At 61.8% G+C, this 26,847-nt stretch carries 22 protein-coding genes and 5 tRNA genes; 9 read left to right on the forward strand and 18 right to left on the reverse strand.

Translation table 11 applies throughout. The annotated features are described in order from the left end of the window. Positions 1–8 precede the first annotated feature (8 nt). The 3 genes from VWZ85_RS13735 to ilvN all read left to right on the forward strand — a co-directional run bounded on the left by VWZ85_RS13735 (position 9) and on the right by ilvN (position 3,494). On the forward strand, positions 9–653 hold the full coding sequence (locus VWZ85_RS13735) for a response regulator transcription factor (RefSeq protein WP_416538963.1): 645 nt from the start codon (positions 9–11) through the stop codon (positions 651–653). 462 nt (positions 654–1,115) lie between these two features. Continuing rightward, positions 1,116–2,867, forward strand: a complete 1,752-nt coding sequence (locus VWZ85_RS13740) for an acetolactate synthase 3 large subunit (RefSeq protein WP_340545911.1) — start codon at positions 1,116–1,118, stop codon at positions 2,865–2,867. 66 nt (positions 2,868–2,933) lie between these two features. Next, positions 2,934–3,494 (forward strand): acetolactate synthase small subunit, encoded by a 561-nt coding sequence (ilvN, locus tag VWZ85_RS13745; protein ID WP_340545912.1) that lies wholly within the window; start codon positions 2,934–2,936, stop codon positions 3,492–3,494. 105 nt (positions 3,495–3,599) lie between these two features. Here the strand turns inward: ilvN and VWZ85_RS13750 are convergent, their stop codons facing one another. Beyond that, complete coding sequence (locus VWZ85_RS13750; RefSeq protein ID WP_416595487.1) at positions 3,600–4,100, reverse strand: hypothetical protein; 501 nt, start codon at positions 4,098–4,100, stop codon at positions 3,600–3,602. A gap of 260 nt (positions 4,101–4,360) precedes the next feature. Between VWZ85_RS13750 and VWZ85_RS13755 the strand changes: the two genes are divergently transcribed. Further along, positions 4,361–5,119, forward strand: coding sequence for a helix-turn-helix domain-containing protein (locus tag VWZ85_RS13755; RefSeq protein WP_340546329.1), 759 nt, complete (start codon positions 4,361–4,363; stop codon positions 5,117–5,119). A 7-nt stretch (positions 5,120–5,126) separates the two neighbouring features. On the opposite strand, the gene VWZ85_RS13760 is transcribed toward VWZ85_RS13755, so the two are convergent. From VWZ85_RS13760 to VWZ85_RS13785, 6 genes are all read right to left on the reverse strand, one after another. After that, complete coding sequence (locus VWZ85_RS13760; RefSeq protein ID WP_340545914.1) at positions 5,127–5,897, reverse strand: DUF2189 domain-containing protein; 771 nt, start codon at positions 5,895–5,897, stop codon at positions 5,127–5,129. A 12-nt stretch (positions 5,898–5,909) separates the two neighbouring features. After that, positions 5,910–7,334, reverse strand: a complete 1,425-nt coding sequence (locus VWZ85_RS13765) for an amidase (RefSeq protein ID WP_416588773.1) — start codon at positions 7,332–7,334, stop codon at positions 5,910–5,912. A 141-nt stretch (positions 7,335–7,475) separates the two neighbouring features. After that, positions 7,476–8,600: a peptide chain release factor 2 gene (prfB, locus tag VWZ85_RS13770; RefSeq protein ID WP_340545916.1), complete on the reverse strand. Its 1,125-nt coding sequence runs from the start codon at positions 8,598–8,600 to the stop codon at positions 7,476–7,478. A 179-nt stretch (positions 8,601–8,779) separates the two neighbouring features. Further along, positions 8,780–11,281 carry a penicillin-binding protein 1A gene (locus VWZ85_RS13775; protein ID WP_416588774.1) on the reverse strand — a complete coding sequence of 834 codons (2,502 nt, stop codon included), beginning with the start codon at positions 11,279–11,281 and terminating at the stop codon, positions 8,780–8,782. Between the two features lie 187 nt (positions 11,282–11,468). Then, positions 11,469–12,749 (reverse strand): N-acetylmuramoyl-L-alanine amidase, encoded by a 1,281-nt coding sequence (locus VWZ85_RS13780; RefSeq protein WP_416588776.1) that lies wholly within the window; start codon positions 12,747–12,749, stop codon positions 11,469–11,471. A 164-nt stretch (positions 12,750–12,913) separates the two neighbouring features. Next, positions 12,914–14,062, reverse strand: coding sequence for a pyridoxal phosphate-dependent aminotransferase (locus VWZ85_RS13785; protein ID WP_416588779.1), 1,149 nt, complete (start codon positions 14,060–14,062; stop codon positions 12,914–12,916). On the opposite strand from VWZ85_RS13785, the gene VWZ85_RS13790 reads away from it, so the two are divergent. Together VWZ85_RS13790 and VWZ85_RS13795 are read left to right on the forward strand one after the other, a co-directional pair. Then, entirely contained in the window at positions 14,061–15,449 is a 1,389-nt protein-coding gene (locus VWZ85_RS13790) for a M48 family metalloprotease (protein WP_416534239.1), read from the forward strand. The genes VWZ85_RS13785 and VWZ85_RS13790 overlap by 2 nt on opposite strands. Then, entirely contained in the window at positions 15,446–16,234 is a 789-nt protein-coding gene (locus VWZ85_RS13795) for a DsbA family protein (protein WP_416534240.1), read from the forward strand. The genes VWZ85_RS13790 and VWZ85_RS13795 overlap by 4 nt, the downstream gene beginning before the upstream one ends. A 205-nt stretch (positions 16,235–16,439) precedes the next feature. Here the strand turns inward: VWZ85_RS13795 and ispG are convergent, their stop codons facing one another. From ispG to hemA, 3 genes are all read right to left on the reverse strand, one after another. Next, positions 16,440–17,561 carry a flavodoxin-dependent (E)-4-hydroxy-3-methylbut-2-enyl-diphosphate synthase gene (gene ispG, locus VWZ85_RS13800; protein WP_340545921.1) on the reverse strand — a complete coding sequence of 374 codons (1,122 nt, stop codon included), beginning with the start codon at positions 17,559–17,561 and terminating at the stop codon, positions 16,440–16,442. Between the two features lie 208 nt (positions 17,562–17,769). Continuing rightward, positions 17,770–18,993 carry a helix-turn-helix domain-containing protein gene (locus tag VWZ85_RS13805; RefSeq protein WP_416588781.1) on the reverse strand — a complete coding sequence of 408 codons (1,224 nt, stop codon included), beginning with the start codon at positions 18,991–18,993 and terminating at the stop codon, positions 17,770–17,772. Between the two features lie 131 nt (positions 18,994–19,124). Next, complete coding sequence (hemA, locus tag VWZ85_RS13810; protein WP_416588783.1) at positions 19,125–20,348, reverse strand: 5-aminolevulinate synthase; 1,224 nt, start codon at positions 20,346–20,348, stop codon at positions 19,125–19,127. Between the two features lie 323 nt (positions 20,349–20,671). Here hemA and VWZ85_RS13815 point away from each other — a divergent pair, with 323 nt between their 5' ends. Next, a complete protein-coding gene (locus VWZ85_RS13815) occupies positions 20,672–22,063 on the forward strand; it encodes a M20/M25/M40 family metallo-hydrolase (RefSeq protein ID WP_416588785.1) in 1,392 nt (463 codons plus the stop codon). A 127-nt stretch (positions 22,064–22,190) separates the two neighbouring features. Here the strand turns inward: VWZ85_RS13815 and VWZ85_RS13820 are convergent. From VWZ85_RS13820 to VWZ85_RS13855, 8 genes are all read right to left on the reverse strand, one after another. Then, positions 22,191–22,267: transfer RNA gene (locus VWZ85_RS13820), tRNA-Asp, on the reverse strand. An 87-nt stretch (positions 22,268–22,354) separates the two neighbouring features. Then, positions 22,355–22,431, reverse strand: a tRNA-Asp gene (locus VWZ85_RS13825). A gap of 50 nt (positions 22,432–22,481) precedes the next feature. Then, positions 22,482–22,558, reverse strand: a tRNA-Asp gene (locus VWZ85_RS13830). A 329-nt stretch (positions 22,559–22,887) separates the two neighbouring features. Beyond that, positions 22,888–23,259, reverse strand: a complete 372-nt coding sequence (locus tag VWZ85_RS13835) for a hypothetical protein (RefSeq protein WP_340545925.1) — start codon at positions 23,257–23,259, stop codon at positions 22,888–22,890. Positions 23,260–23,406: 147 nt separating this feature from the next. Then, a tRNA-Val gene (locus VWZ85_RS13840) sits at positions 23,407–23,482 on the reverse strand. 77 nt (positions 23,483–23,559) lie between these two features. Continuing rightward, positions 23,560–24,129: a histidine phosphatase family protein gene (locus VWZ85_RS13845; protein WP_416536883.1), complete on the reverse strand. Its 570-nt coding sequence runs from the start codon at positions 24,127–24,129 to the stop codon at positions 23,560–23,562. 148 nt (positions 24,130–24,277) lie between these two features. Beyond that, positions 24,278–24,352: transfer RNA gene (locus tag VWZ85_RS13850), tRNA-Val, on the reverse strand. 101 nt (positions 24,353–24,453) lie between these two features. Beyond that, positions 24,454–24,909 carry an Lrp/AsnC family transcriptional regulator gene (locus VWZ85_RS13855; RefSeq protein WP_340545927.1) on the reverse strand — a complete coding sequence of 152 codons (456 nt, stop codon included), beginning with the start codon at positions 24,907–24,909 and terminating at the stop codon, positions 24,454–24,456. A 129-nt stretch (positions 24,910–25,038) separates the two neighbouring features. Here VWZ85_RS13855 and VWZ85_RS13860 point away from each other — a divergent pair, with 129 nt between their 5' ends. Together VWZ85_RS13860 and VWZ85_RS13865 are read left to right on the forward strand one after the other, a co-directional pair. Next, positions 25,039–26,094 carry a Leu/Phe/Val dehydrogenase gene (locus VWZ85_RS13860; RefSeq protein WP_416538972.1) on the forward strand — a complete coding sequence of 352 codons (1,056 nt, stop codon included), beginning with the start codon at positions 25,039–25,041 and terminating at the stop codon, positions 26,092–26,094. 292 nt (positions 26,095–26,386) lie between these two features. Next, positions 26,387–26,659 carry a YrhK family protein gene (locus tag VWZ85_RS13865; protein WP_416539811.1) on the forward strand — a complete coding sequence of 91 codons (273 nt, stop codon included), beginning with the start codon at positions 26,387–26,389 and terminating at the stop codon, positions 26,657–26,659. Positions 26,660–26,847 lie beyond the last annotated feature (188 nt).

The following is a 26,847-nucleotide window of genomic DNA, read 5'->3' on the forward strand; positions in this document are numbered from 1 at the left end:
GGGAGACCATGCCAAATACCATTCGCGTTCTGATCGTTGACGATCACCCGATGGTCGCCGAGGGCATTCAATCCATCCTTGAAAGCTATGACGATATCGAGGTTGTCGGCATCCCCGGCAACGGCGAAGAGGCGGTGGCCGAGGCCCGCGCGCTGAAACCCGATGTGATCCTGATGGATCTCAATATGCCGAAACTGGGCGGGTTGAGCGCCACGGAAATCATCCTCGAACAGACCCCTTCCACTCGCATCCTGATCCTGTCCATGCACGACAGCCCCGAATATATCTCCAGCGCGCTGGCGCATGGGGCCATGGGCTATGTGCTGAAAGATGTCCCAACCGAGGAGATCCGCCAGGCCATCGACACGGTGATGCGTGGCGAGACCTATCTCTGCACCGGCGCCGAAGGCTCGCTGAAGCCCAAGGACGACCCCGCCCGCGAGGCGCTGACCGGACGTGAGCAGACCATTCTGCTCGAACTCGCACAGGGCAAATCCAACAAGGACGTTGCCCTGGCGCTGGATATCTCGGTGCGCACCGTGGAAACCCATCGCAAGAACATCAAACGCAAGCTTGGCATTTCCTCGACCGCCGGTCTCACACGCTACGCGCTGGAACATGGCGTGCTGCAGGGCACCGGTCACAGTTTCTGACCCGCCCACCCCGCCGCCTGGTGGCAGAGCTAAAATTGCGCCGCAATGCAGCAGAAACTCCCGCAAACTAGGTCCGAAGCGCCTCGCAATTTGGCAAAACGCCGTCGCGCGTGATCTGACCTTGGCCTTTGGTTCAGGGAGATTTTCGACTTTAGGACCGAAGTGGCCCGATTTTTAACCGTGCGAAAGGCGAAAATGTCGCCAGGAACCCCTCCAGCGCAACAAAATGTCCGAAACTGGGGTATTTTCGGTTCATTTCCCTGTTGACGCCCCCGGCCACCGGTCCTAAGGTCCGCTGCAACGCTAAAGGAGCCAACACGATGAATATCCTAGTCGTAGTCGTAGGAACCACGCGCATGGGCCGGTAACGGTAGACCATAATCGAACCCATGCGCCTCCGACCAGAAATCGGGGGCTTTTTTTATGCGAAACGGACGATGCCGCCAATTGGAGCTAAAGCAGATGAAACGTGAGATGACCGGCGCAAAAATGGTTGTTCAGGCCCTGAAGGATCAGGGGGTGGACACGGTCTTTGGCTACCCCGGCGGTGCCGTTCTGCCGATCTATGACGAGATCTTTTTGCAGAATGATATCCGGCACATTCTTGTGCGCCATGAACAGGGCGCGGTTCACGCCGCCGAAGGCTATGCCCGCTCAACCGGCAAGCCCGGTGTTGTTCTGGTGACCTCCGGTCCCGGCGCCACCAATGCGGTGACCGGCCTGACCGACGCGCTGCTGGATTCCATTCCGCTGGTTGTTCTCACCGGTCAGGTTCCAACCTTCATGATTGGCTCAGATGCCTTTCAGGAGGCCGACACCGTGGGCATCACCCGCCCCTGCACCAAACACAACTGGCTGGTGAAAGACACCGAAAAGCTGGCCAGCACCCTGCACGAGGCCTTTCATGTCGCCACCGCGGGTCGTCCCGGCCCGGTGCTGATCGACATCCCGAAGGATGTGCAGTTTGCCACCGGCACCTATCAGGGGCCGAAACCCGCCGCGTCGCATTACCAGCCGCCGGTGAAGGGCGATCTGGAGGCCATCACCGAGCTGGTCGCTGCGATGGAAACCGCCAAGCGCCCGGTGTTCTACACCGGCGGCGGCGTCATCAACTCCGGCCCCGGCGCCAGCCAGCTGCTGCGCGAGCTGGCCGAGGCCACAGGCATTCCGGTGACCTCCACGCTGATGGGGCTTGGGGCCTATCCGGCCTCGGGCAAGAACTGGCTCGGGATGCTGGGGATGCACGGTCTTTACGAGGCCAATATGGCCATGCACGGCTGCGACCTGATGATCAATATCGGCGCCCGCTTTGATGACCGCATCACCGGTCGTCTGGATGCCTTCAGCCCGAAATCGACCAAGGCGCATATCGACATCGACCCCTCGTCGATCAACAAGGTGATCCGCGTCGATATTCCGATCGTCGGCGACATCGGCCACGTGCTGGAAGACGTTCTGAAAGTCTGGAAGAGCCGCGGCCGCAAGGTGAACAGCGCTGCCATCGCAAAATGGCAGGAGCAGATCACCGAATGGCGCAATATTCGCTGTCTGTCCTACACCGCCTCGGAGACCTCCATCAAACCGCAATACGCGCTGGAGCGTCTGGAAGCCCTGACCAAGGACCGCAACCGCTACATCACCACCGAAGTGGGGCAGCACCAGATGTGGGCCGCACAGTACCTCGGCTTTGAGGATCCCAACCGCTGGATGACCTCCGGTGGTCTGGGCACCATGGGCTATGGCACACCGGCCTCGATCGGCGTGCAGGTCGCGCACCCCGATGCGCTGGTGATCAACGTCGCAGGTGAGGCCTCCTGGCTGATGAACATGCAGGAGATGGGCACCGCCGTGCAGTACCGCCTGCCGGTGAAACAGTTCATCCTCAACAATGAACGTCTGGGCATGGTGCGCCAGTGGCAGGAGCTGCTGCACGGCGAACGCTACAGCCATTCCTGGTCCGAAGCCCTGCCCGATTTCGTCAAGCTCGCCGAGGCCTTTGGCGCCAAGGGCATCATCTGCAAAGATCCCAAGGATCTGGATGATGCGATCATGGAAATGCTCGACTATGACGGGCCGGTGATCTTTGACTGTCTGGTGGAGAAGCACGAAAACTGCTTCCCGATGATCCCCTCGGGCAAGGCGCATAACGAAATGCTGCTGGGCGATGCCGAGACCCAAGGCGTCATCCAATCCGGCGGCGCGGTGCTGGTTTAACCCGGTTCAGGAACAGATACAGCGGGGCGCTATCGCCCTGCCCCGATTTCTAGGAAAGGGACGTAAATGTCTGCCCTACACATCAAAAAAGGCTCCACCAGCCATTCTGCCTATAACCTGCGCCCGAATTTTTCGGATGTTCAGGAACGCCACACCATCACCATTCTGGTGGAAAACGAACCCGGTGTTCTGGCCCGTGTGATCGGCCTGTTCTCGGGTCGGGGTTATAACATCGACAGCCTCACCGTGGCCGAGGTCGATCACACCGGCCATCTGTCGCGCATCACCATCGTCACCACCGGCACGCCGCAGGTGATCGAGCAGATCAAGGCGCAGCTGGGCCGGATCGTTTCGGTACATGAAGTCACCGACCTCACCGTCGCAGGCCCCTTTGTCGAGCGGGAACTCGCCATTGTGAAAGTGGTCGGCGAAGGCGACAAGCGCGTGGAAGCCATGCGGTTGGCGGATATTTTCCGCGCCAAGGTTGTCGACACCACGCTCAACAGCTTCATTTTTGAACTGACCGGCGCACCGGACAAGATCGACGCCTTTGCCGAGATGATGCGCCCGCTGGGCCTGACCAAGATCGCCCGCACCGGCGTAGCTGCCCTGCTGCGCGGCAATTGATCATTCCGACAGGATGACAAAAAGGGCTGCGCCATCGCGCAGCCCTTTTTCGTGTCCCATACAAACTGATCCGATCACGCTCCTGCGGCGGATCCGCTCTGTAGATCAGCTACGGATCAGCTTTCGATCAGCGCTGCGCCGTTTCGCCTGCGCGCGGGCGTCACGGGCCTGTTTGTCAGGGAAGGACAAAATGGTCGCGCTGGACGGCTGGCTATCACCGGCACCACGAACAGGCGCTTTTACCTCATGGGCGTTATGCTCCGGGTAGACCGAGGGATCCACAAACAAGGGATCGTGGCGCGCGTCCTCCCAGGTCATCACCGTCGCCTCCGAGCGGCTGTTGGGCAGCGATTGGCTGGCTTCATGCTCGGCATCGCCAAGCTTCGCCGCCAGTTCCGGACTCTGGCTTTCTTCGATGACATCCAGATCACTGGCGAACCGCAACGCGCCCTTGGTCTCAACCCGAAAAGCGACGCAGTCACCCTTGCGCAGCTCTATGGGTTCATCGAGCGAGGTCCAGCGATAATATACCAGATCACCGTGATCTTCGCTCCAGATCACCGCCTGCCGCAGATCGTAGTCCGTCCAAAGAACGACGCCAATCATATCATACCTCACATTGGTCCCGAGCTATTCTGGGATAAATCATGGCAAAGGAACACCAAAAACCTGTAACAAGATCTGTGTCAATTTGTGTCCGGTTTGCGCAAAATTGATGCTGGATAGCGTCAAATCCTCATGTATTATCTACAAGGGCATTAGGGAGTCCCTAGGGAAACCACAAGATCTGGTGTAACACCCGGTCCACGACACAGAGGGAGCCAATCTTGAACCAGGCCGATCGTTCGCCGGCGGAACTGCGCAATATGTTCGGTGCCAACCTGCGTCAGCTCGCCAAGGGCTACCGCTCAATTTCGGATCTGTCTCGACGCCTCGGGATCAATCGCACCCAGTTCAACCGCTACCTGACCGGCGAGAGCTTCCCCCGCCCTGACGTGCTGGACCGGATCTGCAATTTCTTTGACGTTGATGCGCGGATTCTGCTGGATCCCGTCGATCAGCTCTCCTGCAAAGGGCAGATCCTTCAGGGGCCGTTCCTCGGCGATTTTCTTGGCCCCGGCGTTGCCAATGTGACCGAGGCATTCTTTCCCTCCGGCCTCTATCAGTTCGTACGCCGCAGCTTTGTACGCACGGATCGCTATATCCTGGGGTTGGCGCTGGTCTTTCGCACCGAAGGCATCACCTACCTACGCGGTTATGAAGCGAAATCCGCCATGCGCTACCAGGGCCTGCCGTCGGATCCGCAATCACGGGAGTTCCGTGGCTACGCCTCGGCCCATGATGATGGGGTAGCCTTCCTGCTGTCGCGGCGTGGCGGGCGGACCTCCTCCTTCAACTATCTGGCCAATGTGCCGTCAATGCAGGCCAACATCTGGGCAGGCTATGTTGCGCGCACCAGCCGCGAAAGCGACACGTCGGACCGGGTAACCCGCATGGTCTATGAACATCTCGGCCAGGATCCCGCCGCCATCCTCGGCGCCGCGCGCCGGGCCGGGTTCATAGAACAGCATGAGCTGAGCCCGTTTCAGCAGCGGTTGCTCGGCGTGGGAACCCGGTTTCGCTAGCTGCCGCTCAGGCTGCGGTCGCGATCAGCCGATAGATATGCCAGCTGGCATGGCCTAGCAATGGCAGCACCAGAAACAGCCCCAGAAACCCCGGCACCATGGCCAAGAATGTGGCTATGGCAATGCCTGCGGCCCAGACAAGCATCACCAGAAAATTGGCCTGCACATAGGAAAAACTGGTGATCATCGCGGTGACAAAATCCACCTCACGATCCAGCAGCAGCGGCAGGGAAATCACTGTGATCATGTAAAGCAGCAGCGCAAATACCGCCCCGACCAGGCTGCCGACCAGCAGCATGGTTATCCCGTTTGCTGTCAGGAAAACCTCGGGCGAGCTGGAGATATTGGTCATCGTCGAATGGCCCAGAAACAGCGCAAAGATCATATGACCAAGGAAGAACCAGAACAGGAAGACAATGATGATGATGGCGCAGATCGACGGCAGCTGACGGCGGCTCTGTTGCAGCACAACGCTCAGGATCGCGCCAAAACCCAGCGCCCGCCCCTGTTCCAGCCGGTGCGAGACCTCATATAGGCCGACCGCGGCAAAAGGGCCGACCAACGGAAAGCCGATGGCCGCCAGAACCAGCCAGAAGGTTGTGCCGGTCGCAACCGTAATCCAGGCCATGATCCAGCCCGCCAGCACATAGACCCCGGCAAAGAACAGCCCATAGCCCGGTTTGGCCCGAAAATCAGCCCATCCGCGCCGCAGCGCCTGCCCCAGGGTCGACAGGGTCATCGGCTGCAACTGCGGCACGCCAAAGGCTTTTTCGTCCATATGAGGATCTCCTTACAGGGGCGTGTCCGAGCACGGCAGCTCGGGCGGGCGCCGCTCTGGCCAGCAAGTCGCAAGATGATACTGCTGCCCCAGCGCCAGCAGGTCACGGTCGCGGCCATGGGCGGAAAAGATCTGCAGGCCCATCGGCAGCTGACCAGCTCCAAACCCCGCCGGAGCCGCCAGACAGGGCAGGCCCAGCAGGCTGACCGGTGTCACCACCTCCATCCAGCGGTGGTAACTGTCCATCGCGGTGCCGTTGATCGCCTGCGGGTGCTCAAGCGTGATATCGAAGGGCCAGCATTGCGCGGTCGGCAGCACCAGCGCGTCATACTGCGAAAACAGACGCGCCGCGACGCGTTGCCAGTCCGACCGCAAATCAGATGCTGCCTGAACCTCCTGCCCGCTCAGCGCCATGCCCCGTTCCAGCTCCCATTGGGCGCTGGCTTTCAGCTGTTGCCGCTGCCCGGAAAACACCCTGAGACCAGAGGCCACGGAAAAGGAGCGCAGCGTGCTCCAGCTCTGCCAGATCCGCTCCGCCGCAAAAGGCGGTGCAATCGGCTCGACCTGATGCCCCAAGCCGCGCAGCACCTCCAGCGCGGCCTCGCAGGTCTCCAATATGCCCGCCTCCATCGGATAGGCACCGCCCCAATCCGCAAGCCAGCCAATGCGCATCGGTCGCGCGGCAGGCAGGGGGGCGACACCATCCGCCGCCGCAAACCCGGTCGAGAACGGCTGACGCGGATCGGGACCGGAGAGAACATCCAGCAGCAGCGCCAGTTCCTCGGGGCTGCGGGCCATCGGCCCATTGGTGGACAGCGGATGCAGGAACAGATCGCCGCGTGGCTCATTCGGAACCCGCCCCCAGCTGGGACGGAAACCGTAGACATTACACCAGCCGGCAGGGTTCCGCAGAGATCCCATCATGTCGGACCCGTCCGCCAGTGCCACCATCCCGGTCGCCAATGCCACCGCCGCGCCGCCGGAGGAACCGCCGCAGCTGCGGCTGCGGTCATAGGGGTTGGCCGTCGCCCCGTAGACCGGATTATAGGTATGCGACCCAAGGCCGAATTCCGGGGTGTTGGTCTTGCCGATAATCACAGCCCCCGCCGCCCGCAACCGCGCCACCATCAGATCGTCCGTCTGCGGCACGAAATCTGCGAGCAATGGCGAACCCTGCGTCGAAGGAACACCAGCCACATTTGCCAGATCCTTGACCGCCATCGGCAGCCCGTTCAGCGGCCCCCGCGTCTCTGCCCGATCGGCAGCGGCCGCCTCGGCAAGCAGCACGTCTCGCGCCCGCAGGGCCACAATTGCATTGACGCTCGGGTTGATCGCCTCGATGCGGTCCAGCGTCTCCTCCATCAGCGCCTCTGCGCGACGACGCCCGGTCGAAAGATCGCGCAGGATCTCGCGGGCGCTGGTCTGGATCTGGGTCATCTCCGGGGGCTCCTGGCTGGCAGATGATGTCAGCCTAGCCGCAGCAAAACACAAAGAAAACCCGCTTGCCGAGGCAAACGGGTCTGCAAATTCTCAACCGGGGGTGCTGCTATCGCAAAGCGGCAGGATGCCGCGTCGAAATCACTCGCCCTGCGCTTCCGAGCGGCTCTTTCCGGCGACGTTCAACGCCAGCGTTGCCGCCATGAACCCGTCCAGATCGCCGTCCAGCACACCTTTGGTGTCGGAGGTCTCGTGCTGCGTGCGCAGATCCTTCACCATCTGGTAGGGCTGCAACACGTAAGAACGGATCTGGTTACCCCAGCCGGCATCGCCCTTGGCCTCATGGGCGGCGTTGATATCGGCGTTCCGGCGGTCCAGCTCCAGCTGATAGAGCCGCGACTTCAGCGCTTTCATGGCGATGTCACGGTTCTGGTGCTGCGACTTCTCGGAGGAAGTGACCACGATGCCGGTAGGCACGTGGGTGATGCGGACCGCAGAATCGGTGGTGTTGACGTGCTGGCCACCGGCACCGGAGGAGCGATAAGTGTCCACCCGAATATCCGACGGGTTTACCTCGATCTCGATATTGTCGTCCACCACAGGGTAGACCCAGACCGAGCTGAACGAGGTGTGGCGCTTGGCTGCGGAATCATAGGGGGAAATCCGCACCAGACGGTGCACGCCGCTTTCCGACTTCAACCAGCCATAGGCGTTGTGGCCCGAAATCTTGTAGGCGGCGGATTTGATCCCCGCCTCTTCGCCCGCGCTTTCGGACTGCAGTTCAACCTTGTAACCCTTTTTCTCTGCCCAGCGGACATACATCCGTGCCAGCATCGACGCCCAGTCGCAGCTCTCGGTGCCGCCTGCGCCTGCATTGATCTCAAGGAAGGTGTCATTGCTGTCGGCCTCGCCATCCAGCAGCGCCTCCAGCTCCTTTTCGGCGGCCTTTTCCTTCAGCGCCTTCAGCGCGGCCTCGGCATCGGCGATGACCTCATCGTCCTCTTCCATCTCGCCCAGCTCGATCAGCTCCATATTGTCGCTGAGATCCTGCTTGATGGATTTATAGGTATCGATTGCATCAACCAGCATCTGCCGGTCGCGCATCAGGGCCTGCGCCGCCTCGGCGTCGTCCCACAGGTTGGGATCCTCAACGCGGGCGTTGAACTCTTCCAGGCGGAACTCTGCGGTTTCCCAATCCAGACGCTGCGCCAAAAGCTCCAGCGACTTTTCGATATCGGCCACGATGTTCTGAGTTTCGGCGCGCATGGCAATCCCTTGAAATCACGTATCAGGCCTGCGTGATAAACCACCCGCGCCCTGCGGGCAAGCCGACGCAGCAGGCAGCAGCGCGATTGGCGCACCACGCCACCGCAGAGCATAAAACGGGCGGGGTCATGAATTCCACGCCCCGCCCCTCAGATAGGTTCTGCCCAAAACAGTCGGCGTCAGTAAAGCCCGCCTGAACTGATGGTGCCAAAACTCGCCTTCGGTCCCAGAACCGCCGTGCCACCATCCGATGTGGTCACCCGGCGCGCTGATTGCGCGGCTTCCTCAAACAGCGGCAGGTTCGACCCCATCGCAAAACCACCGTCAAATGCCAGACCAAAGATCGGCTCCTCACCATCGCGGAAATACTCCGCTACCACATTGGCCCCCGAAGCCGCATCGGCAAGGCGCGCACCAGTGTAGCGGTCGATCTTGATGAAATGGCCGCCCTCCGGCACCGCAAACTTACCACCGCCATATTTGGCCGTCGCTTTCTGCATGAACTGCTGGAACACCGGACCACACATGGTGCCACCATAGGCGCCGCGGCCCATCGGACGCGGCTGGTCATAACCCATGTAACAGCCCGCCACGATATTGGAGGTAAAGCCGACAAACCACACATCGCGCGAGTCGTTGGTGGTGCCGGTTTTGCCTGCGGTCGGCACCGGCAGGTTGATCACGCTGGAGGCGGTTCCACGCTCCACAACGCCCCGCATCATCGAGGTGAGCTGATAGGCGGTGATCGGATCCATCACCTGCTCGCGGTTGTCCACGATCCGGGGCGCCTGCCCCGGTGCCAGCGCGGGCGAGGCGCAGTCCACGCAGTCACGGTCATCATGGCGATAGATGGTCTCGCCCCGGCGGTCCTGAATGCGGTCCACAAGTGTCGGCTGCACCCGTTCGCCGCCATTGGCAAACATCGCATAGGCCGCCACCATCTTGTAGAGTGTGGTTTCCTCGGCCCCCAGCGAGTTGGCAAGGAAAGCCCCCATATTGTCATAGACCCCAAAACGCTCCGCATAGCCTGCAACCACCTCCATGCCGACCTCCTGGGCCAGTCGGATGGTCATCAGGTTCCGGCTCATCTCGATTCCGGTCCGTAGCGGTGTCGGGCCGTAGAACTTGTTGGTGGAGTTCTTGGGGCGCCACAGCCCCTGCGGGGTGTTGATCTCGATCGGGGCGTCCACAACGATGGTCGCAGGGCTATAGCCGCTGTCCAAAGCTGCCGCATAGACAAAGGGTTTGAAGCTGGAGCCCGGCTGGCGCTGCGCCTGTGTGGCGCGGTTGAACACCGAATGCTGGTAGGAGAACCCGCCCTGCATGGCCAGAACCCGGCCCGTATTCACATCCATCGCGACAAAGCCGCCCTGCACTTCCGGCACCTGACGCAGCGACCAATGTTGCAGTGCGCCGTCCTTTTCGACCGCGCGGACCAGCACCACATCCCCGGTGGCGAGATTGTCCTTGAAGCTGCCCTTCATCCATTTGATGTCAGAGCGCGGAACCGAGCCGATTTCGGCCACCTCCTCGACGCCTACGCTGATGCTCTGGTCACCGACCTCCAGCACAACCGCCGGATGCCATTTGCCGCCCAGTTCGATATCACGCGGCACGGCAGCAGCGCTGAGCGCCGCGCGCCAGCTGTCTTCGGATGCCAGCAGATCGGCGTCCAGCGTCACGCCAGTGCCCCGCCAGGTGCCACGCGACCGGTCATAGTCCTGAAGACCCGCACGCAGCGCAACAGCGGCCTCGGCCTGCATCTCCTCGTCGATCGTCGCCCGCACCGTAAAGCCGCCGGTGAAGAATTCGCCCTCGCCAAAATCCTCCGAAAGCTGACGACGGATTTCATCGGTAAAATAATCGCGCGGCGGCAGCGCGGTGCGGAAGCTCTCAAAATCGCCATTCTGCACCGAGCGCAGCGGCAGATCGACCTCGACCTTGTAGACCGCATCAGAGATATAGCCGTTTTCGCGCATCTCGCGTAGCACGTAGTTGCGGCGGGTCAGCAGGCGGTCCTTTTGGCGGACCGGGTGATAATCCGACGGCGCCTTTGGCATGGCGGCCAGAGTCGCGGCCTCATGCGGGGCCAGTTCGCTCAGTGTCTTGTTGAAATAGGTCTGGGCGGCTGCGGCCACGCCATAGGAGTTCTGCCCCAGAAAGATCTCGTTCATGTAAAGTTCGAGAATGTCTTCCTTGCTCAAGGTATCTTCCAGACGGGAAGCCAGGATCAGCTCCTTCACCTTCCGCTCCGCCTTGCGGTCCCCGGAGAGCAGGAAGTTCTTCATCACCTGCTGGGTGATGGTGGAGGCGCCGCGCACGTTCGACCCGCGCGAGCGCACCGCCTCGACCGCCGCTGCGGCGATGCCGCGCATGTCATAGCCATTGTGGCTGTAGAAATTCTTGTCCTCGGCCGAGATGAAAGCCTGTTTGACCAGATCGGGAATTTCCTCGGAAGGCGTGAACAGGCGGCGTTCCTGGGCAAATTCGTCAATCAGCTGCCCCTCGCCGGAGTATATCCGGCTGATCGTCGGCGGCTGATACTGCGCCAGCGATTCATGGCTGGGCAGGTCCCGGCCATAAATCCAGAACACCGCACCAATGGTCAGCGCGATCATCGCGATGCCCAGCGTGATGGTGCTGAAGATGGAACCAAAGAACGATAGAATATATCTGACCACTGTAGAGCCTTTCTCGCGCAGTGCCGCCTATATAGGTGCAGCGGCGCGTGGGGTCAAAACGGGAAACGGCATATTGATGCCGCTGACCCGGAGAAAACAGGGGGAAAGCGGTGCTGGCCGTCCCCGGATATCAAACGCCGCTGCGCCAGATCCGTTCCGCCTGACCGGCGATCCCGGCGAGCGGCAGCTACTGACGCACCAGCGGGCGGGTCTCATCATCGGCAATGCGCCAGGACAAAAGCCCATTCAGGATGCCCCGCGCCGTGCGTTCGCGCCACTCCGGGTCCATCAGATTGGCCAGATCGCGCGGGCTGGACAGAAATCCGATTTCCACCAGCGCCGAGGGGATGTCGGCCGATTTTAGCACAGAAAAGCCCGCCTCGCGCAGCGGTCGGCGGTTCATTGCCCCACCTTGGGTCTTGAGCCCCTTGACCAGCGCCCGGGCCAGCGCCTGACTGCGCGGATGTGTCTCCACCCGCGCCAGATCCAGCAGCACATCGGTCACCCGGTCATCGACCTGACTCAGATCGGTCCCCGCGAGCAGATCACCGCGTTCATGACGTTCCACCAGCGTCGCCGAGGCCGCATCAGAGGCGTCTTTCGACAGCGTGTAGACCGTGGTGCCATGAGCGCGCCCTTCGGACAGGCTGTCGGCATGAAGCGACAGGAACAGATCCGCCTTGGCCTGATGCGCCAGCGCGATCCGCCGCTCAAGCGAGACGAAGTAATCGTCGTCGCGCGTCAGCTGCACATTGAACTGCCCCGACCGCACCAGCATCTCGCCCAGTTCGATGGCGAATTGCAGCATCAGATCCTTCTCCTGCACCAGACCGCCCTGAACAAAGGCCTCCGCCCCCGGATCAATGCCCCCATGACCCGGATCAATCACCACCAAGAGCGGCGCCAGCGAATCCTTGTCCTCGGGTGCGATCATTGGCGTTGGTGCGGGCAGATCCCAGCGGGCATCGCGCGGCGCGCCGGTGGTTTTGGCAAATTGCTCCGCGCTCGTTTCGCGCAGGGCTACGGTCAGACCCGCAGCCGCTGTCACCGGATCAACCTCCATCGCCGCCGTCTGGACCTGCATTGGGCGCGTCAACTCCAGCACCAGCCGCGACCAGCCCGGCACATAGGTGCCAAACTGCGCCGTCCGTATGCCGTCCTCTGTCACCAGCGCCTCGGCCCCGAGGCCGCTCCAGTCGACCTCCTGAAAATCCAGCACCACGCGCGGCGGGCCATCCAGCGTGAACAGCCGATACGGCACCCCCTGGCTCAGCGCCAATGTCACATCCACCCCCGAGCGGCGATCGGCGGCGCGGCTGTCCTGCGGCAGGATCCGCGCCAGACCGCTGAAGCCCTGCGCGCTGATCTGACTGCTGGCCGCAGCTGTTTCCTCAGCGACAACCGGCGGCGTCATCGCGATCACCAGGGCCGACAGCAGCGCTGCGAGGGCTTTTATAGGTCTGCTCATGGCTGTTGCTCCGCCCGTTTTTTTGTATTGCCCGGCCATAAGGACACAGGATGGCCGCGCGGCTGGTGGCGGCACGGCTTTTGGCCAAAGACTAAGCCATCGCGAGGCCTGATTGCCAGCCTCATCCGCTTGCCCCGCACGGCCTGCCCTTTCGCGACGCGCTCTCAGACCCGACGCTGCTCCATAAAGCTCTTGAGCCGCGTCAGCCCCTCTTCGATATCCGCCGTCGACCGCGCATAGGAGAACCGCAAGGTGGTCGCGCCGCGCTTGGGATCGAAATCCAGCCCCGGCGTCACCGCCACCCCGACCTGATCCAGGATTTCCTTGGCAAAGGCGCGGCTGTCATTGGTCAGCTCGGAAACATCCGCATAGACGTAGAACGCCCCGTCCGGTGGCGCGATCCGGTCAAACCCGGCCTTTGGCAACCCCTCCAGCATCAGCGCCCGGTTGCGCGCATAGACCGCCAGATTCTCCTCCAGCTCCGCACCGCAGTCCATCGCCGCAAGCGCGGCAACCTGACTGGCATGAGGCGCGCAGATGAACATGTTCTGCGCGATGCGCTCGACCACCCGTACGTGGTCTTCCGGCACCACCATCCAGCCCACGCGCCAGCCAGTCATGGAGAAATACTTGGAAAAGGAATTGATCACATAGCACTCATCCGTCACCTCAAGTGCGGTGACCGCTTTCGCCTCATATTCGATGCCGTGATAAATCTCATCCGAGATAAAGGCCGCCCCCTGCCCCTGTGCCGCATCAATCAGCGCCGCCATCGCATCCCGGTCCAGCATGGTGCCGGTCGGGTTGGCCGGTGAGGCCACCATCAGACCCGCCAGATCCAGCCCCGCCAGATCCTGCGGCACCGGTTGCAGGCGGTGATCAAGCGAGGTTTCGATATCAACAGGCGTCAGCCCCAGCGCATGCAGAATCTGACGGTAGGAGGGATAGCCCGGCGCACCGATGCCGACCCGGTCGCCACTGTCAAACAGCGCGGTAAAGCTCAGCAGGAACGCCCCCGAAGAGCCCGGCGTGATCACCACCCGCTCCGGATTCAGATCAACATTGTACCAGTCGCCATATAGCTGCGCGATCCGCTTGCGCAGCGCCGGCAGACCCAGCGCCACCGTATAGCCGAGGCTGTCGCGATCTAGCGCCTCCGCCAGCGCCCTGCGCGCGGCATCCGGCGCCCCGGTTGAGGGCTGGCCCACCTCCATATGAATGATATGGCGTCCAGCTTCCTCGGCCCGGCGTGCGGCGTCCATCACATCCATCACAATGAAGGGATCCACGTTGGACCGGCTTGAGTTTCGCATGTTGATCTCCCATGGTGCGGCCATGACCTTTGACCGCTTCTCCCGCCTCGCGTCAATCCCGGCTCTGGCCCTTGCCGCGCTGTGTTTCGTCGCGGGGTCACTGGCCCCCGCGGCGCAGGCGGCCTCGATCTCGCTGCTGCGCGATCCTGATATCGAACGCGGACTGAACGAGCTGGCAGCCCCGGTGCTGCGCGCCGCCGGGCTGAATGCCAAACGGGTGCGGGTGCTGGTGGTCAATGACGGCTCCTTCAATGCTTTCGTCATCGATTCCCAAACGATTTTCATACATTACGGGCTGATCCTGAAGGTGGACCGCCCCGAGATGCTGCAGGCCGTGATCGCCCATGAGGCCGCGCATATCACCAATGGCCACCTGTCCCGGCGGATGCAGAACATGCGCTCTGCGCGCTCCGCGGCGGGGCTTGGCGCGGCTCTTGCGGTGCTGGCGGCTGCCGCTGGCGCCGGGGAAGCCGCCGCCGGAATCGCGCTTGGCACGCAATCCTCCGCGCTGCGCGGCTTTCTGGCTCATACCCGCGCCGAGGAAGCCTCTGCCGACCGCACCGCCGCAGGCATCCTGCAACGGGCCGGTGTCAGCCCGCGCGGACTGGTCGATGTGCATAAGATCTTTGCCGGGCAAGAGCTGCTGAGCCCGGTCAATCAGGATCCCTATATGCGCTCGCATCCGCTCAGCCGCGACCGGATCCGCGCCGCCGAGGCCTATCTGGCGAGCCACGGTGACAGCGCCAAACCCGATGCCAACGCGATCTATTGGTTTGCGCGGGTGCGCGGCAAGCTGTCAGCCTTTACCCGGTCACCCAAATGGACCCTGCGCCGGATCGGGGATGAGCCTTACAAGGATGTGCGCCTGATGCGCGAAGCCATCGCCCATCACCGCCGCAACGATCTGAACAAGGCCCTGCGCGCCATCGACGGCGCCCTCGCGATCCGCCCCTCCGATCCCTATTTTCAGGAGCTGAAAGGCCAGATCCTGATGGAGAACCGCCGCTGGCAGCCGGCACTTGCCGCCTATGGCCGGGCCGTTCAGAAGGCGGGGCGTGATCCGCTGATCCTCGCCAGCCTTGGACGCGCGCAACTGGCGGCGGGCCAGCCGAAAGCGGCGCTGAAATCCCTTGAGGCCTCCCGCGCGCAGGATTTCCGCAACGCCAACATGCTGCGGGACATGGCGCAGGCCTACGCGAAACTTGGCCAGTCCGGCATGGCAGCACTGGCCACCGCCGAGCGCTATGCGCTACAGGGTCGGCTGAAGGATGCGGGTCTCCATGCCAAACGGGCCACCGCGCAGCTGCCCACCGGATCCCCTGCCTGGCGACGTGCACAAGATGTGCTGATTGCCGCCGAACAACACGAAAAAAGGAAATCGAGATGACCCGTATTGCCCGCCTTCCCGCCCCGGCGCTGCCTGTTCTGTCGGCGGCCGCCCTGTCGCTTGGGCTGATGATCGCTCCTGCCGCTTCGGCGCTCGACCTCGGCAAGATGAGCGCCGAGGAACGCGCCGCCTTTGGCGCCGAGGTGCGTGCCTATCTGCTGGAGAACCCGGAAGTGATCCTGGAGGCTGTCAACAAGCTGGAACAGCAGCAGGCCGCCGATGAGGCCGCCCGCGACGATGCGCTGGTGGCCGAGAATATGACCGCGCTGCATGATGACGGGTTTTCCTGGGTCGGCGGCAACCCCGAGGGCGATATCACGCTGGTCGAATTCATGGACTACCGCTGCGGCTACTGCCGCCGCGCCGCGCCGGAGGTGGAAAAACTGGTCTCCGGCGATGGCAATATCCGCCTGATCATCAAGGAATTCCCGATCCTCGGCGAGGCTTCCGTGCTGACCTCGCGGTTTGCGATCGCCACCAAGATGGTCGCCGGGGATGAAGCCTACAAGATGGTGCATGACGCGCTGATCACCCTCGGAGGCGAGCCGAACGAAGGCACGCTGCGCCGTCTGGCAGAGGGGCTGGATCTGGACGCCGATGCGATCCTCGCGCGGATGTCAGATCCCGAGATTGCCCGTCAGCTGCAGGAAACCCGCGCGCTGGCCCAGCAGCTGGCGATTTCGGGCACCCCGACCTTTGTCCTCGGCGATGAGCTGCTGCGTGGCTACCTGCCCGCCGATCAGATGGAAATCATGGTCGCCGAGATCCGCGAGAACCGCAGCTGATTTTTCTGGGGCTGTGACGCAGGTTGCCCCCTATATGCAGGGCGGACTGGGGGCCAGCCCCCAGGCACAGGTCACACTGGGGGCCAGCCCCCAGACCCCCGGAGTATTTCGGGAAAGATGACGGGCGAAACAGACACGAGAAAAGGGCGCTGATGTCATCATAGCGCCCTTTTGCTCATCTCGTTGTCAGTTTGTGGTCGCGGATCTATTCCGCCGCGGCGGCCTCTGCATCCAGCTGAGCCGCCTTTTTCTCTACCTCTTCGACGATGTGATCCACCATCTGATCATTGGACATCTTGTGGCTGGCCTTGCCGGCCAGATAAACCATGCCGGATCCCGCGCCGCCACCGGTGAAACCCACGTCTGTCATCAACGCCTCGCCCGGGCCATTCACCACACAGCCGATGATGCTGAGGCTCATCGGGGTCTTCACATGTTCCAGGCGCTTTTCGAGCGCCTCCACCGTCTTGATCACATCAAACCCCTGCCGAGCGCAGCTGGGACAGGAGATGATATTGACGCCACGGTGGCGCAGGCCGAGGGATTTCAGGATTTCAAAGCCCACTTTCACCTCTTCCACCGGATCGGCGGAGAGGCTGACCCGCAGCGTGTCACCGATGCCCATCCACAACAGCTGGCCAAGGCCGATGGCGGATTTGATGGTGCCGGAGACAAAGCCCCCGGCCTCGGTGATGCCAAGGTGGATCGGCGCATCGGTTGCCTCGGCCAGCTGCTGATAGGCGGCGGCGGACATGAAAACGTCGGAGGCTTTGACCGAAATCTTGAACTCGTGAAAATCGTGATCCTGAAGGATACGGATGTGATCGAGACCGCTCTCCACCATCGCCTCCGGGCAAGGTTCGCCGTATTTGTCGAGGAGGTGTTTTTCCAGCGAACCGGCATTGACGCCGATGCGGATCGAACAATTGTGGTCGCGGGCCGCTCGGATCACTTCGGCCACGCGTTTTTCATCGCCGATGTTGCCCGGGTTGATGCGCAGGCAGGCAGCGCCAGCTTCGGCGGCCTCGATGCCGCGTTTGTAGTGGAAATGGATATCGGCAACGATAGGCACCGGGCTTTCGCGAACGATTTCCTTTAGTGCCTTGGAGGAGGCCTCATCCGGGACCGAGACCCGGACGATATCGGCGCCAGCCTCCGCTGCGGCCTGCACCTGGGCCACCGTCGCGGCAACATCCGTGGTCAGCGTATTGGTCATCGTCTGCACCGCAATCGGCGCATCGCCACCCACAGGCACATTGCCGACATGGATCTGGCGGCTTTTGCGGCGTTCGATGTGGCGCCAGGGGCGAATGTGGTTGATCGACATGAGGTCCGGTCCGCGCTGTTCAGGGTTCCGGGCATAGATACGCGCAGTCTCGCGCAGCTTCAATGGGAGGCGGGCAATCCTGAAGGTCGCAGGCCAGATGTCGCAATCACCACGCGTGGCCCATGAGGGAGGCCCGGGCTCAGAAAGGTCAGCTGTACGGCAAAGGCAGGTCCGACGCCCCGGCTGGAGACATCCGGCCGGACGGGGCCTATTCGCCCGTGGCCTCGGTCACGGGAACGGTGAGGCTGCTGGCCTGCAATTCAGCGACCAGCGTGGCCAGTGCGCTGTTGCGATCCTCGCTCAGATCGGCCAGCGCAAACCGTTCGGTGAGCGCATCGGAGGACAGCACGACGTTCTTCGTCACCTGCCCCCGTTCGCCGACCGGTCCGTAATGGGCGCCGTTCACTGCGAAGTAAATCGCGCCGCTCTCGCCGGTGCGCAGCAGCGGTGCCTCTTCGGTGGCGGGAATTTCGAAATGCTGACCCGGCTCCATGATGGTTTCAAAGATCACGCTGCCATCCACGGCAGTGACCTGAACCCAGGACGGGCGCACGGCGACCATCTGCAGCGCGGGCGCGGTCTCTTCCACGACCTGCGGCATGGCGGGCAGCGGTGCTGCCGTGCTGAGGCTGGCATCTGCCAGCGCAACCGAGGGCAGCTCCGGCATGACAAAATTGCCGAAGCCGCGTGGATCAAGCGTCGCGATCGGGCCGTCGCGCGGCACCATGACCGGCACGTCCAGCGCCTGCGGGCGATAGAGCCGATCCAGCGCCTCAAGTGCGGGATCTTCGTTCTGGGCATCCCCCTCGCGGGCAGCCCCGGCCAACGGATCCAGATCAGCCAGCACGATGGGGGTCTGATCCACCGGCGCCATCTGCACCTGCTGGACCTCTTTCAGAACCGCCCAACCGCCGTAGCCAATGCCGCCGATCAGCGCCACCAGCACCGCAAGCGACCCCACCGCGCGCAACTCGATCTGGCTGAAGACGCTGCTGGCTGCGGGTACGAAGGGAGTATTGGGAGAGGTGAAGGCATCGCTGCGCAGCCCACCCATGCCGGTTGCAATCGGTTTCCCGGCGGATTTGCGCACTGATGCCTCGGCGGACATGCCATGGGCCACCTGGAAACCGCTTTCCTGGCAGAAGGCGTCAAATGTGGTGTCGGGATCCATATTGAGATAGCGCGCATAAGAGCGCACGTAACCCGCAATAAAACCCGGCGTGTCAAAGACAGTCGGGTCAGAATTCTCAATCGCGGCGATGTAGGAGGCTTTGATCCGCAGCTCACGTTGGACATCCAGCAGCGACTTGCCCATCGTGGCCCGTTCACCGCGCATAATGTCACCCAACCGAAGCTCGTAATCATCAAAGCTGCGAGGCCTTGGCGATTCGTCGTGCGTCTTCGATTTGCGCTGAGTAAGGCGCCCGATCATGCCTGCTGTCCCATTTTAGCCTGCCGCATTCGACATTCAGGACGTCATGGATCCGCGGAATGCGATTCGCCTGCGCCCTTTGATTATGGTCATACTACCACAATCTTACCATTTTGACACAGCGCTATGATTCAGCCCGCCATTTCGGCACGATTCAGCGCACAATGCGACCAGAGCCCATCCATTGCCTTGACCAGGGCGTCAATCTCTTTGGGACCATGTACCGGGGATGGGGTAAAGCGCAGCCGCTCGGTGCCGCGCGGCACTGTCGGGAAGTTGATCGGCTGCACATAGATCCCGTGATCCGACAACAGCATGTCGCTCAGCTTCTGGGTATGGACCGGGTTGCCGACGATCACCGGCACGATATGGCTGCCATGGTCGATGATCGGCAGGCCAAGCCCCTTCAGCCGCATCTTCAGAATACGTGCCTGCAACTGGTGCTGTTCGCGCAGTTCCGGCGCCGTCTTCAGATGGGCAACCGAGGCCGCCGCCCCTGCCGCTACCGCCGGGGCCAGCGACGTGGTAAAGATGAAGCCCGGCGCATAAGATCTTATGGCGTCGCACATTTTTTCCGATGCGGCGATATAGCCGCCCATCACGCCAAAGGCCTTGGCCAGGGTTCCGTTCACAATGTCGATGCGATCGATCAGCCCGTCGCGTTCGGTCACACCGCCACCGCGCGCGCCATACATGCCAACCGCATGAACTTCGTCGATATAGGTGAGCGCGCCAAATTCATCAGCCAGGTCGCAGATCTCGGCAATCGGGCCAAAGTCGCCATCCATGGAATAGACCGATTCAAAGGCGATGAGTTTGGGGGCCGCAGGATCCGCCTCTGCCAGCAGCTCCCGCAGATGCGCAACATCATTGTGGCGGAAGATGCGCTTGGCCCCGCCATTGCGCCGCACACCTTCGATCATCGAGGCGTGGTTCAGCGCATCGGAAAAGATGATCAGACCGGGAAACAGCTTGGGCAGCGTGCTCAGCGTGGCATCATTGGCGATATAGGCCGAGGTGAACAGCAGCGCCGCCTCTTTCTGATGCAGGTCCGCCAGCTCGGCTTCCAGCTGTTTGTGATAGACCGTGGTGCCCGAAATATTGCGGGTGCCGCCGGAGCCTGCACCGGTGGCATCAATGGCCCCATGCATTGCCTCCAGCACAACCGGGTGCTGACCCATGCCCAGATAATCGTTGCCGCACCAGACCGTTATGTCCTGTTTACTGCCGTCGGGACGGGTCCAGACCGCATGTGGAAACTGACCGTTCTGCCGTTCGATATCAATAAATGTCCGGTAGCGACCTTCGGTGTGAAGCTGAGCAATCGCTTGGTCGAGTTTCGCGGTATAGTCCACCGGCATCTCCATGGCATAGTTGGCACCAGCGGATCTGGCGCGAGCTGTGGTCGGGCTGATATATTCACGTTACCGAATAAATAACCCGATCCCTCCGTTTGATCAATCAAATACGGTGAAGGGGCCGGTCCAGCCTTGATGCAGGTCAAATAGACCTTTGCGCCGACGGCAGCAAGAATTGTAACGCCCGTTTGACGCTACAAACCGACGCATATCACAGGCTTATCACTGGCACATCACAGGTGGGCAGCCTCTGGCCCCTGCCGGCGGGCACTGTTAGGCTCCGCGGCGAGCCAATCATCAATTGCAGGAGCCCCCTGACCATGTCCTTGAACGACGTCCTGAACCGGATTGACAGCGACCTTGATGCCGCGACGCAGCGGCTGATGGATTTGCTGCGCATCCAGTCGATCTCAACCGATCCCGCCTATAAGGCCGAATGCGACAAGGCTGCCGATTGGCTGGTGGCGGATCTGCAATCCATCGGCATCGAGGCCGCAAAGCGCGTCACTCCCGGCCACCCGATGGTGGTAGGTCACGTCGGCCCTCAGGATGAGGCGCTGCCGCATGTGCTATTCTACGGCCATTACGACGTGCAGCCGGTGGATCCGCTGAACCTCTGGACCACTCCCCCGTTTGAGCCGCAGCTGGAAGAGACCGCGCGCGGCACCGTCATTCGCGGCCGTGGCGCCTCGGATGACAAGGGCCAGCTGATGACCTTTGTCGAGGCCTGCCGCGCCTGGCAGGCGGTCAATGGCACCCTGCCCTGCCGTATCACCTTCTTCTTTGAGGGCGAGGAAGAGAGCGGCTCGCCCTCTCTCGTGCCCTTCATGGAACAGCACGCAGCCGAGCTGAAAGCGGATCTGGCGCTGATCTGCGACACCTCGATGGTGTCGCGCGGGGTGCCGTCGATTTCCTCGCAGCTGCGCGGCATGCTGAAGGATGAGTTCACCCTGATCGGCCCGCGCATCGACCTGCATTCCGGCCATTACGGCGGCCCCGGCCTCAACCCGCTGCGCGAAATCAGCCGCATCGTCGCGTCCTTCTATGACGAAGACACCGGCAAGGTCGCGGTTGAGGGCTTCTATGAGGGCGTGCATGAGGTGCCGGAAGAGCAGCTGCGCCAGTGGGAAGGCTGCGGCTTTGATGAAAAGGACTATCTCTCCAACGCAGGCTATACTCAGGCCCACGGGGAAAAGGACCGCTCGGTTCTGGAACAGCAATGGGCCCGCCCAACGCTGGAGGTGAACGGCCTCTGGGGTGGCTACAACGGTGCCGGCTCCAAAACCGTGATCCCGTCTGAGGCGCATTGCAAGATCACCTGCCGTCTGGTCGGCGACATGGACCCGGATGCGCTGCGCCTGAAAATCCGCAAACATGTCGAAGACCGGCTGAAGCCTGACTGCAAGGTGGTCTGGGACAATGATCTGGAGGGCTCGCGTGCCTCGGTGATGAATATCGCCCGCCCCGAATTCGAAGCCGCCCGCGGTGCGCTGTCGGATGAATGGAACCGCGAAGCCGTATTCTGCGGCATGGGCGGCTCGATCCCCATTGCCGGCTTCTTCAAATCCATCCTCGGTATGGATGCGATGCTGATCGGCTTTGCCAATGAAGATGACGCCATCCACTCCCCAAATGAGAAATACGATCTGGAAAGCTTCCACAAGGGCATCCGCTCCTGGGCACGCGTGCTGGACGCGCTGACCAAAGCGTAAGATCACCAGTGGTGTGCGCTCCGGCGCGCACCACATCTCGACAGGGCAATCACCGTAACGCCACGCCACAAAACGCAAAAACCCCGCCGAAGCAGGGAGCGTTCATCCACAAATTTAGGGAAGAAAGTGGCGCGGTTGACGGGGCTCGAACCCGCGACCCCCGGCGTGACAGGCCGGTACTCTAACCAACTGAGCTACAACCGCGCATGGGCCTTTCGGCAAATCAGGCAGCAGCCTGACCTATATATCCCCTCCGGGGCGGACCCTGAACGACAGGGCATCGTATGAAAGTGGCGCGGTTGACGGGGCTCGAACCCGCGACCCCCGGCGTGACAGGCCGGTACTCTAACCAACTGAGCTACAACCGCGCATTTACTTTCATCTGGATCCCTTAACCCGGATCCGGGGCGGACAGCAGTGGCGCGGTTGACGGGGCTCGAACCCGCGACCCCCGGCGTGACAGGCCGGTACTCTAACCAACTGAGCTACAACCGCTTGCTGTTCCATCCAACGTCGCCGCTGAATGTTGGGCTGTAATATTCGCAGCACCGAGGGATCGTCAAGCGGTGTTTTGGCATTTTCTCCGGTTTCCGTGAAAAAAAACAAAGCCACCGCCAAATTGCCGCCTAACCCATTGTTTTTCCGAAATTCCCATCTGGCGTCCCGCCGGACACCAGGGATAATCCATCGAGAAAATCACAGCCGACCTCAGATCCGCGGATCACGGAGCCAAGCGGCGACAACAACAGCGCCATCCAGCCGCAAGATGCCGCAGCCAGCACCGATGGCGCGCCATACCAGAGCCGCGCCACCGGTTATCCTGATCAGTTGGAGATAACCATGACAACGGCCGCGCCCCGGCCCTGCTCGCGGATAAACTGCATCTGGTTTCCAGAGACGCCGATTTTCTGGCAGTCCGTCCCCCGCTCCGGCTGCTTGCCGATGCGGACATTGCGGCACCACAGGGCGCCATTCCACTGCCAGGCGCCAACCAGCTTGCCCTGGTTGGTTTTTCCCTTGATTTTCCCGTTTGGCAGGATCTGCATACTGCCCCAATCGGCGCTGAGGGTCTTGCCACCGACAAGAGCGAGAAACTCCGCCTCGGTCTTGATCGGTTTATAGGATCCGGCCTGCCCCGCTGCGGGCAGACAGAACAGGACAGAGACCACGACTGAAAGGATTGCAAAATATTTCACGACATAAACTCCACGTCATATACTCGGTAAAAAAACTCCCCTCCGGCGGGAAATGCGCCGAAGGAGCGACATGAGCCTACTGTGAAACCATATGCCTCGCAACTTTGGCGCTGGCAGAGCTTATTGATATGGAATTCAAGGGGGAAATGGTGGGTCGTGAGAGGCTCGAACTCCCGACATCTTCGGTGTAAACGAAGCGCTCTACCAACTGAGCTAACGACCCGGTGAGCGCGGATTTAGAGAATGCGCGCGCTCTGCGCAAGAGGCAAATCGCAAAAATCTGCGAAAAAATTCCCGCCCCTAGCGCAGCACCCGCTCCATGCCCTGCGACAACTCGTAGATGCAGCCCTGTTCATTGGGCAAGGCGGCCATTTCCGCGCGCGACAAGCCGCAGATCACCCCCCGCAGGACCTGCCCCCACAGCCCATGCGCCACCACAACGGTCGGCTCACTCAGCCCGGTCAGGAAATCCGTGATCCGGGCCTGAAACGCAGCAAAGCCCTCGCCCTGTGGCGCCGCACAGAACAAATCCAGATTGAGCGGGTTGGCGGCGTAGATATCCGGGTATTCAGCCGCGACCTCGGCACGGGTCATGCCCTGAAACACGCCGGCCTGCGCCTCGGCCAGCCGGGCGTCCGTGACATAGGGTTGACCGCCAAGTGCGATCTGCGCCGTCTGCTGCGCCCGCCCCAACGGCGAGACATAGCAGGCAGGCCCCTGTGCCAGAATCGGCGCCATCAGCCCCGCCTGCTGCTGCGCATGCTCAATCCCCAGCGGACTCAGCCGCGATTCCAGCTGTCCCTGAATGCGCCCTTCGGCGTTCCATTCCGTCTGCCCATGCCGCAGAAACCAGATCTTCGGATAGTCCATGCCCGCCCTCGTTGATGCCCGACCCTCCGGCCCTTGCCTAAACATCTAGACAGGTTTCTCCGGCCTGAGAAGAACCAAGCGCGAAACGCGACACCACGTCCGCACCACAAGACGCAGAGGTCAGCTAATCGGCACTGCAAAAGGAGGATGGTGGGTGATAAGAGATTTGAACTCCTGACATCTTCGATGTGAACGAAGCGCTCTACCACTGAGCTAATCACCCTTGGCGGCGGTCATACCGCCGGTCGCGCGTCGCTGCAAGAGGGGGGTGATGAAAAATCCCGCTGCGCTGCGATTTTTGCGCCGCACGGGCGCTGCCCCCTCCTACTCCAGCGGCAGCACATTGCGGCAGATCATCGTGCGCAGGGTGAAACTGGACCGGGTGTTGCGAATGCCGGGGACCCGCATCAGACGATGCTCCAGAAACTGATCGAAATCGGTCAGATCCTGCGCCACGACCCGCAGAAGAATATCGCGGCTCCCGGTCATCAGATAACATTCCATCACCTGATCGAACCGCCGCACCGCTGCCTCAAAGGCCTGCAATCCCTCACTGGACTGGCGTTCCAGCTCCACCGCGACAAAGATGGTGACCGGCAGGCCAACCTCGGCCTGATCTACCCGCGCTGAATAGCCCGAAATCACGCCGCTGTCCTCCAGATTGGCGACCCGCCGCGCACAGGGCGTCGCAGAGAGGCCGACTCTCTCCGCCAGCTCGGCGATCTTCATCCGACCGTTCTCCTGCAGGGCGGCCAGAATCCTGCGATCAATCTTATCCACGTGTTTCCCCCTAATTTTGGCCAGATATTAGGGAAAACCACCAACAGCATCAATAACTGCGACGTATTTTGGAGGAAACCGGCGGTTGCGTGGCGGTATTCTGCGGTGAAATGGAGGAGCAATCCAAAGATGACAGCCACAATCACCCCCGTCGCCACCTCGACACATGAAGAAATCTACCGCGTCGAGGATGCCTCGGTTGGTCTCACCGGTTTTATCGCCGTGCATTCCACCTTGCTTGGCCCGGCGGCCGGCGGGCTGCGGATGCGCCCCTACGCCAGCGCCGATGACGCGCTGACCGATGTCAAACGCCTGAGCGAAGGCATGACCTACAAAAACGCCGCAGCAGGCCTCGCGCTTGGCGGCGGCAAGGCGGTGATCATGGGTGATCCCGCCACCCAGAAAACCCCGGAGCTGCTGCGCGCCTTTGCCCGCGCCATCGACAGCTTGGACGGGCGTTACATCACCGCCGAGGATATGGGCATGAGCCCCGCGGACATGGCCATCCTGGCCGAGGAAACCAGCTCCGTCGCCGGGCTTGCCGATGGTGAATATGCCTCCGGTGACCCCTCACCCATCACGGCGCGCGGCATCTTCAATGCGATCCGCACCGCCTGGGCGCATAAGACCGGTCAGATCGACCTCAGAAACCGGGTTGTTTCGGTTCAGGGCCTGGGCCATGTCGGCTGGTATCTCTGCGATTTTCTCAACAAGGCCGGCGCCAAGCTGATCGTCACCGATGTAAACAGCGCACAGGTTGAACGCGCAGTTGCCGCCTTTGGTGCCACGGCTGTCGCCCCCGATGAGATCTACGCGGTGGAGGCCGATATTTTTGCCCCCTGCGCGATCGGCGGCATCCTCAACAGCGAAACCATTCCGCAGCTGAAGGTTGCCCTGGTCGCAGGCGGTGCCAACAATCAGCTGGCCTCGGCCGAGGATGCAGCCGCACTGCACAAACGCGGCATCCTCTACGCGCCCGATTTCGTGGCCAATGGCGGCGGCATTATCAATGTCGCCACCGAGATCCTGAAAATCGGCAACCGCAACAGCTTTGTGGCCGAACGGCTTGAGGCGCTGGAGGTCACCATGGCGGCAATCCTGAAGCAGGCCACCGCCGATGACGTCAGCCCCGACGCCGTGGCCATCGCCACCGTGCAGGCAAAAATGGCGCCCAAAGCGGCCTGACCCGGCATCGCGACCCTGTCGCCCGCCCCGAACATCCAAGATGCGCTGCCCAATGCAGCGCCTTGGATCAAGCCCGCCGAATAAGAGCGGGCGCCAGACGGAAGAACCCGAAACCTCGGGAAAACAATAATAAAACCTGATTTGGGCGGCCCTTTGCGGTCGCCCTTTTTCTTGCGAGGCCTGCGGGGAAACCCTGAGATGCACTGACTGCCGCTATGAAGATCCCCTTTGAACCAATCCTCCCCCCGCGCGTTAGGGTAAAAGCAGCCGACACCGACCGACGGAGGACATGATGGCCCTGTTCCACCCCGACAATCGCAATCGCAGCGACCGCCACAAGAAGATCTACGCCTATTGTGAAATCGCCTACACGATGGTCGATGTCTCCGCTGCGGTGCTGTTTGTGATAGGTTCGATCCTGTTCTTCAACGACGCAACCGTCACCCCCGGCACATGGCTGTTTCTGGTAGGATCCATCCTCTTCGGCCTGCGCCCGACGATCAAACTCTACCGTGAATACGCCTATCTGCGACTTGGCGATTATGACGATATCACCCGCCAATGACACGGCCCGCGCCCGCGTCTCCGCCAAGCCACCGCCCGGCGGACCGGCCAACAACCGGTTTCTCGTCGCCCTGTCATATCAGGCCTGCGTATCCCCTGTTTCGGCAATCAAGCGGCCCAACAATGCGGCGAACTGATCTATTTCTTCCTATTCCAACGGCCGACGAACCGACAGGTCGCCTGCTTCAA

Source organism: Phaeobacter sp. JH20_29 (assembly GCF_048056175.1).
GTDB lineage: Bacteria > Pseudomonadota > Alphaproteobacteria > Rhodobacterales > Rhodobacteraceae > Phaeobacter > Phaeobacter bryozoorum.